This is a genomic window from Paenibacillus phytorum, assembly GCF_013141715.1.
In the GTDB taxonomy this organism is placed as follows: domain Bacteria; phylum Bacillota; class Bacilli; order Paenibacillales; family NBRC-103111; genus Paenibacillus_E; species Paenibacillus_E phytorum.
Genome location: NZ_WHOA01000245.1, coordinates 1 through 8,460, shown reverse-complemented (window position 1 = coordinate 8,460; position 8,460 = coordinate 1). Strand labels below are relative to the sequence as shown.

General features: G+C 41.3%; 7 protein-coding genes. All 7 read left to right on the top strand.

Annotated features, from left to right (window positions below; genetic code table 11):
* The first annotated feature begins 187 nt into the window (after positions 1–187).
* The gene (locus tag GC098_RS36430; protein ID WP_171649221.1) at positions 188–1,033 is read left to right on the top strand and encodes a polysaccharide deacetylase family protein; all 846 of its coding nucleotides are present in this window, start codon (positions 188–190) and stop codon (positions 1,031–1,033) included.
* Between the two features lie 293 nt (positions 1,034–1,326).
* Positions 1,327–1,845 (top strand): GNAT family N-acetyltransferase, encoded by a 519-nt coding sequence (locus GC098_RS36425; protein WP_171649220.1) that lies wholly within the window; start codon positions 1,327–1,329, stop codon positions 1,843–1,845.
* A 351-nt stretch (positions 1,846–2,196) separates the two neighbouring features.
* Positions 2,197–3,774, top strand: a complete 1,578-nt coding sequence (locus tag GC098_RS36420) for a hypothetical protein (RefSeq protein ID WP_171649219.1) — start codon at positions 2,197–2,199, stop codon at positions 3,772–3,774.
* A 47-nt stretch (positions 3,775–3,821) separates the two neighbouring features.
* Entirely contained in the window at positions 3,822–4,568 is a 747-nt protein-coding gene (locus tag GC098_RS36415; protein ID WP_171649218.1) for a hypothetical protein, read from the top strand.
* A gap of 183 nt (positions 4,569–4,751) precedes the next feature.
* Positions 4,752–5,054: a hypothetical protein gene (locus tag GC098_RS36410; RefSeq protein ID WP_171649217.1), complete on the top strand. Its 303-nt coding sequence runs from the start codon at positions 4,752–4,754 to the stop codon at positions 5,052–5,054.
* 325 nt (positions 5,055–5,379) lie between these two features.
* Positions 5,380–6,180, top strand: a complete 801-nt coding sequence (locus GC098_RS36405; protein ID WP_171649216.1) for a Rossmann-fold NAD(P)-binding domain-containing protein — start codon at positions 5,380–5,382, stop codon at positions 6,178–6,180.
* A gap of 613 nt (positions 6,181–6,793) precedes the next feature.
* A complete protein-coding gene (ltrA, locus tag GC098_RS36400) occupies positions 6,794–8,173 on the top strand; it encodes a group II intron reverse transcriptase/maturase (protein ID WP_171649215.1) in 1,380 nt (459 codons plus the stop codon).
* Positions 8,174–8,460: the final 287 nt, after the last annotated feature.

Genomic DNA, 8,460 nt, shown 5'->3' with positions numbered 1-8,460 from the left:
ATAGTTTAATCAATTAAGCATGAAGGCAGCCGGCAAGATGATAGGCTGCCTTTGCTCAACCGTGGGACGGGTAGTTATGTTGAAATAGTAATATCAGCTGTTTTGAATAGGTATTAAATGGTAAAATTGAAGCAGACTGTCGTTTTGTGCGAATATGACTGATATTATTTAAGGAGGCAACAGCTATATGTCCAAAGATCGGTTACTAATCATTAATGCTGATGATTTCGGTATGTGTCATTCTACAAATCGGGCGATTGGTACCTTACTGAAAGAAGGTTATATTACTTCAGCAAGCATCATGATGACATGTCCTTGGGTTACCGAGGCTGCGTCTTTTGTCAGACAAAATCCGCAAATAGATGTAGGTATCCATATCACCCATACAAGCGAGTGGGAGCACTATAAATGGGGACCATTAAGAAGGGATTTGTCAACACTAAAGGATCAGTATGGATATTTTCCGTCAAACACAGCTACGGTTATAGCTGAAGTCGACCCAGAAGAGCTACGAGAAGAAGCAGTGGCACAAATTGAATTGGCAATCAAAATGGGCATTGATCCGACGAATATCGATAATCACATGGGTAGTATGAATCATGTAACTGATATACTCTTGGAGCTTTGTCAGGCGTACAATCTTCCCTTAAGATATCCAAAACATGCTCATCCTAAATTGAACATTCCCCATAATGAACAACTTGTAAAGCACGCGGAAGAAAAAGGGATACTTTTACCCGATCACGTTATGTTTCTTCCCTTTTTTTCACCGATTGAAGAGGTAGAACCAACCTACGATTCAACCAAAGAGGCAACGATTCAATGTATTAGAGAATTAAGACCAGGGATTACTGAATTGCCGTTTCATCCATCCATGGACACAGAAGAACTTAAATCGATTACTAACACATGGAAGATGCGTCGATTTGAATTTGATGTTTTCAAGGATAAAGAGATCATCAAGTTATTAGATAAAGAAGAAATACGATTAATCACTTGGCGTGACATTCGAAATATGCAACGGGCTCTGTGATTATTAGGAAAGAAGATATTCAACCATCCGTGTCACAGGTAAAAGGACTGGTGATAAACCATTACACCCACGGAGAACGATAGTGAAGGAGCTTGTCGCGGCAGCTCCTTTTTTTGTTCATTCAAGTAACGGGCAGCATAGCTTAGCTATAATTATTTTGTACATTGTTAGAGCAAGGGGAAATGGTAAACTGATTTTATAATACCTGCATGGTTGAACAGGAGCAAATCGTGTGGAATTGTTTATCCGCAAGTTTTATTTAGAACAAATTGATAAATGATCGGAAGTGACTAATGAACATTCGTCTGTTGAATGACTCTGATGCCCAAGTGTATAGAGAAGTAAGGTTGCGTGCATTGAAAAATGACCCCGATGCATTTGGATCAACGTATGAGCAAGAAGAAACTAAACCACTGGGGCACATTATAGAAAGGATACACCATACAAAAGATCAATTTACATTGGGATGTTTTGACGAAAGTAACACATTAGTTGGCATTGTCAATTTTTCACGTGAAAACAGGCTTAAGACGGCACATAAAGGAAACATTTACGGTATGTACGTAGAGCCTCAATTTCGAGGACGGGGGGTAGGTAAAGCCCTTCTATTAGCCTTGATTGAAAGAGCAACAAAAGAATGTGAAGGGTTGGAACAGATTCATTTGACGGTTGTGTCTAATAACAAATCAGCAAAACGCTTATATGTCTCGCTGGGGTTTGAAGTTTACGGTATAGAACCACATGCATTGAAGTTTGATGAACAGTATTTCGATGAAGACTTAATGATTTTAAGATTGCGACTTTTAAACTAAAGGGTAACGATAGTACAGGAGTTGCATTGAAGCAGCTCTTTTTTTCATTCCACCATTAAAGTAACGGGCAGTATAACGCGATCTAAGTAAGATCTGTCAGTCTATATTTTTCAACTAATCCGAAGCGCTTACTGCCGGTTTATTAACAGTATTAATGCCAATATACGTTTGTTACATATGGAAAACCATAATACCTCCACTACAGGGGGTATTTTTAATGCGACAAATCAAAGTCAGTGGATATTTTCGAAACAAAGACAACCATTAAAACGTCTAAGTATTATAATTGGAATAATAAGGAATCAAATTCGTTCTTTCTTAAGTACACAGTAGAAAAAGGATGTGTTCTGGGTGTCACGGATCTGGTTAATTTTAGTCCTCATATCGAGTATATCTGGAGTACTGTTTGTCACAGGATGCAAAAATACTCCGAGCACAGCACCATCAGCAACTTATACACCCAATGGAATGACCACTCCTACTCCCGTCTCCTCATCTGAGGTAATGAATCCATCAACGCCTACTAGCGTATCTAATACTTCTGAACCTCCCGTTAAAAATGAACAAAAGGTATCTTCGTTAGCTTCAAAAAACCTTGAAATAACTTTGACTAGCACAAAGGAAGGATTTCGTATTGATCACGACGAAACATTTGGATTTTATGTGATGCAAACATTACCTACGCCACGAGGTGATGCTGTTTTACATGTTGTCAGAAGGATGGATCAGAGTACAGCGAATGACGCATGGATTCGTAAAGACCTAGTACTTATTAAACCAGAAACGAAAGAAGTTCAAATCTACACCTTAATGAATGGATATACAACGGATTCATATTCTACAGATTCTATAACCCAGGTTCTCGGCTTTATAGATCAAGAACATATCATTTATGCTGCGATTCATGGAGATCAGGATACACCAACAACCTACAATATTGAAAAAATGAATGTATATAGCGGGGGAAAGGAAGTACTTTTTAATAATCAGCCGGACAATGTGTCTCCTGACTTTTATATGCCGGGCTGGTTAAACGATAAAAAAGAAAAGCTTGTCATAAACAGCTTCAAGGACGGAACTACATGGGTGTTCGATCTATTAAATCATAATGTAATTAAACTGGAAGAGAAGTTCAAAAATACATGGCCTCGATTTGCATTATTCCCATCACCGGACGGCAATTTATTCTGGTATCACGGAAAACTATACAACCTTCAAGGCCAATTGATCTATGCCCCGAATTCGTTGGGTAGAATTGAGCTTGGTTTATACTGGAGTCCCGATAGTCGCTATACAGTTCGTCATTTTGCAAACGATGATAAACCAGAAGATTTTTTATCTGGTGGAGAAAACGACATTTTAGCACCGCAAAGCCTAACCATAAATGATCCGACCGGGAAAATAGTTCAGCAGGCTGAAACAAATGACCCTAAGGTTCATCTCGAGCTAGTAGGCTGGATTCCTGAACAACAAGCCGCAGTTATTCAATATTATGAAATCGATCGAAGCCGGCCAGAGGATGACCAAAAAACGAAGGTTAACTATAAATTAATGAGCCTTTTAACGGGAGTTCAGAAGACACTGATGCCTACTAAGCTGGAGGATCTAACATCATCAACCAGAGCCAGAGTAAGAACTTATTCTTGCTGCACCGCTCCAGAAATTCCATTTTTTGTGGATACTAACAATAGTACTTTTTGGCGTTCAGAAGATCGGGCGATTTATCTCGGGCAGTTCACTAGCGGAGAACATGTATGGAATGTGGTAGATCATCGACGTGCTATGGCGAAAATTTATGTTTTCTCGCCATTAACGAAAAAGATAAGAACCCTAGAAGATAAAAAGACTATTTCGGACATCAAATTATTTTTAAAAAGTTGGGCTTTTGATACTGGCAATTTAACTTATCAAAAGTTGGAAATGAAGTAAAGCAAAAATAAATCGAACGCGTCCAGCCGCTAAAGGAGACTATCAGAATGAAAAACGTTATCCCACTGGGGATATTATTGCTCGTCCTTATGCTCATAGGATGTGGGGACAGGGGAAATGGTGCATATACGTCTGTATCGTCCCTTCCCCCAATGCCTGCAGCATCTGAGTCTCCTCCCAGCTCAACGCCAGTATCGTCTCCGCCAGCCACAGAGGCAAACTTAGCGAAAGAAGATGACTCAATCAGAGCAATAGGTACGCATTCGGATGGGCGACTACTCGTCAAACCTGCGAACAAAGGGAGCGTAGCCCCTTTGGGGGCACCTAGCTGTTATGGGGTGGAGACTGATCTCCATTGGTCAGGAGACTATGAGGTGGTATGGGAATCCAAATCTGAGGGAATTGCAACCCCAATTAGTACATTTCCAATTGACTTCGAAATTGTACAACAAAATGACTCACCAGTCATCATGCAGCCAATTACCCTTGAAGATACTGATATATTTGCTTATGTTCCTCGTTATACCGATTGTCATGGTCTCGAAACTTACCTTTTCGGAGTAAGTGATGGGAAGGCTTTTCCGATATCGCTTGAGATAAAACCTGGAGTGAATTGGGCTTCTATAAGCCAATTGCCGCACCATCCATTCAAAGTTGCCAACGGAGAATTTATCGTGACTGGCGGTTATGGGGCGGGACAGGATTTCATTAACGTCTATCACTTCAGATATGATCCAAAGAAAAAGTCAATGATTCTGAAAAGTACAAATCAAGTGAAGCCTAACGATATATAACTACTGCGGAGAAATCCTATTCCTGAGCTAACGGGTACTATAGCACAATAAACAGGGAGAAGAGTGCCGTGGCAGCTGCTCCCTGTTTTAATTCAAGTAACGGGCAAATATGCATAACAAGCGCATTGTTTAAAGCATCTATATTAATGAGGTTTTTTATTTGCGAAACTGTGGCATTGAAATATGAATCGGGGTGTGGGGATGAATGGAAAACATTTTACTTTAAGCTTTGTGTTACTACTACTTACAACTACAATAATATTTTCAATGATATATAGTTTAGCTACAGGTAAGCCATTTCTCCAATTAACAGCTAATGGGCTAAGGTATACAGCTTTTATTGTAATATTAAATTTATTTTTTAGCATAATTGGTATGTTCAAAATCAGTAAACGAGTAATTCCAGTTTCTGCTCTAATTATTTCTACATCTGTAGTGTTATTCTATATATTTGGATACATAAAATGGGCTATCCAAGGAGTTTGAAACAAATTCTAATCCACTTTGATTAAACTAACGAGGAACGATAGCTTCATAACAAGATCTAGCAGGCCGCCGGTGATAAATTCGGTGGCCTATTCCGCTAACGGGCAGGATAACGGAACTCTTGACAGTCTATATATACCGCAATAAAATGTATTAATATACGAAATTATGTATAAAAATACGAAAGCGGTGAAAACATTGAATTATCATTTGTTATCTTTAAAAGAAATCGATAAGGATACTTTGTTGTCAATAATTCATAAAGGGATTGAAATAAAAAAGAATCCTGAAGATTTTTATCAAGCTTGTAAGAGAAGGCCTATTAATGCTATTTCAAAAGACTTCCACTAGAACCAATTTGTCCTTTCAGTCCGGTATTAATCAAATGGGCGGTTATGCAGTAACAATGGACTGGGATTCGAGTAATTTTAGCCTTTCACCGATAAAGTATGAAGCCCGTTACGCATCAAGGAACTGCGATGTAATTATGGCAAGGCTAAAAAAACACTCTGACTTACTTGAATTAGCAAATAACTCCAATGTTCCAGTTATAAATGGTTGTTGTGATAAATATCACCCCTGTCAGGCACTTGCTGATTTGATGACTATATACGAAGTAAATGGATCTTTCTCAGGAGTGACCGTTACTTATGTAGGAATTCATAATAATGTTGCGAATTCACTTATTGCAGGTTGTGTTACATTGGGCATTAAGCTTCTATTGGTAACCCCGATAATTAATGAAGCTTCTTGGGATGAAGAACTTATGGAGAATGCGTATCAGAGTGGTTATATTGAAAATCTGAAGAGTCTGTCTGACGCTGTTAGTAGAACTGATTTTATTTATACGGACACTTGGGTTGATATGGAATATTTCCAAAATCCGGATTATCAAGTGGAGAAAAATAGAAGGATTCAAGTGATGATGCCTTTTCAGTTAAACAAGAATAATCTAGAGGGATATTCACCTTATATCATGCACGACATGCCAATTCATCCTGACTTTGAGATAGAAGAGGACTTGATCGAATCTGAAAACTCAATTATCTATCAACAAGCTGAGAATAGGATGCATGTACAAAAGAGCTTATTATTTCATATTCTTGCTGATCAGGCATTAACCTAACGGAAAACGATAGTTCAATTAAGACATGAAGGCAGCCGGCACACGATCGGCTGCCTTCATGTCTATTGAAGTAACGGGCAGTGCGCGCCTAGCCAAGCTAGGCACAACTTACTGATGCAAGTTCAGTCGGGGTAAGGACCAAGCCGCCCCGTAGCTAGCAGGCAGACGTCGGCGAAATCCGGCGACTGAAGCCCTGTGAAAAGTCGCGCCTCGCGCGATGAAGCAAATCTGCAGGCCGTAATGAAAATGAATCCTACCGCATCGTGAAACTGAACCCGAGAGGGACAAGAGGGAGCCGAGCCACGACTGCCCCGGCGAAGGCCATGGAACGCGCAAAGATCTTGGAATGCAGCGCAAAAGAACCCTCCGGTGTAAAGGGATCGGCATGCAGAGACAGTTGTGTTTGGAACTAGGGAGACCCTCCCCCGCACGAAGTTTTTTTTTCGTAACAAGCAAACCTATAAGCCCCAAAGGTGAAATGGCGAGCTGCGGGAAGGGAGTCGGAGGGGGCCATACTACCAATGATCCGGCGGACAACATAACCCCGGGGAGGGAAGGGCGCCGAAAGGCAATACCCCACTTCGTTTACGGGATATCAAGGAGGTAAGAGCAAGTGAATGCCGAATACACGGCTAACGCCACCAATGAAAACGCTCGACAACTCCAAAATACCCTCTATCTTGCGGCTAAGGAGAACCCAAAGCGTAAGTTTCATGCGCTGTACGACAAAGTATTCCGGAAAGATATCCTGCAAGAAGCATGGAGAAGAGTGAAAACCAATCGTGGAAGTGCCGGCATCGATGGACAATCAATCGAATTCATCGTCCGAGAGATTGGCGAAGAATCCTTCATCGAAGAGATCAGGCAACAGCTAATGAATGGGGAATACCGACCTTCTCCGGTCAAACGGAAAGAGATTCCGAAGCCGGACGGAAAGACACGTCCCTTGGGTATTCCAACAGTCCGTGACCGGACTGTTCAGATGGCAACCAAACTGGTGATCGAAGGTATATTCGAATCAGATTTTAAAGATTGCTCTTACGGATTTCGCCCCAAACGGTCGGCTCACCACGCTATAAAGAGCATCCGGGAAAGCATCAATTGGGGCGTCATCAACTGGGTGGTCGACGTAGATATAACAGGCTACTTCGATAATATCTCCCACAGTAAGCTGATGAAACTGGTCGAAGAACGCATCTGCGACAGGCGCATACTGAAGTTAATTAGACAGTGGCTTGAAGCAGGTGTAATGAAGGATGGCTTATGGCACAAAACGGAAATCGGAAGCCCACAAGGCGGTGTAATATCTCCTCTTCTGGCCAACATCTATCTTAACTACCTCGATACGATATGGGAAAAACGGTTTTCTCATCTCGGAAAGCTAATAAGGTATGCCGACGATCTTGTCATTCTGTGTCGATACAAACCGCAGGCGCTCGAGTCGATCCAGACCCTTAAAGCGATCTTTGGGAAACTGGAATTGACCATGAACACGTCCAAATCAAAGCTAGTGTGTCTTTGGAAGAACCAGGACGGGTTCGACTTCCTTGGCTTTCATCATCGGAAGATGCCTTACCTCCATAAAAACGGGACAAAGTATCGACTACGAAGCTTTCCAGCGAAGAAAGCAATGAAGAAGATGCGCACTCGTGTGAAGGAAGAAACGGCATCCAGAGGCCGGTTAAACTGGCAGTTAAAGTTGATGGTCGATCTACTGAATCCTATGATCCAAGGATGGCGTAACTTCTACGCTCATCTGGATGTGGATCGAAGTATGGCAAACCGTTTCCTTGCGAAAGTGGATTGGTACATCCTGAGGAGATTGAGACAGTTCTGGAATAACAAACACAGGAAGCGCAAGCGGAATTGGTCAGAGATGCATTTTCTGCTTCAACGTACAGGACTGAAAACATTATGCACATGGAAAAACCGTACTGCCCTGGATGAAGAACGTCGGAAAGCCGTATGCGGGAAAACTGCACGTACGGTTTGATGAGGAGGGGCTGGGATCCCCAGCCCTTTACTCTACTATCTAGAGCCGAATGAGATTAATCAAGCAGTCCTGATGCCCACCAAAACTGAGTCATGATCATAAAGCTTCGGCATTATCGCGCCGAGGCTTTTTAACATGTAATCAAGGAGCCAAATGGCATAAAATCAATAGTTGAAACACATATGTGGAGTTTAAAAATGTTGTTGACAGGACACTAAATGGTGTCATATAATCAATTAGACACTAAATGGGGTCCAATTGGAAGCTAGTCATTTAGAAAGTTTGAA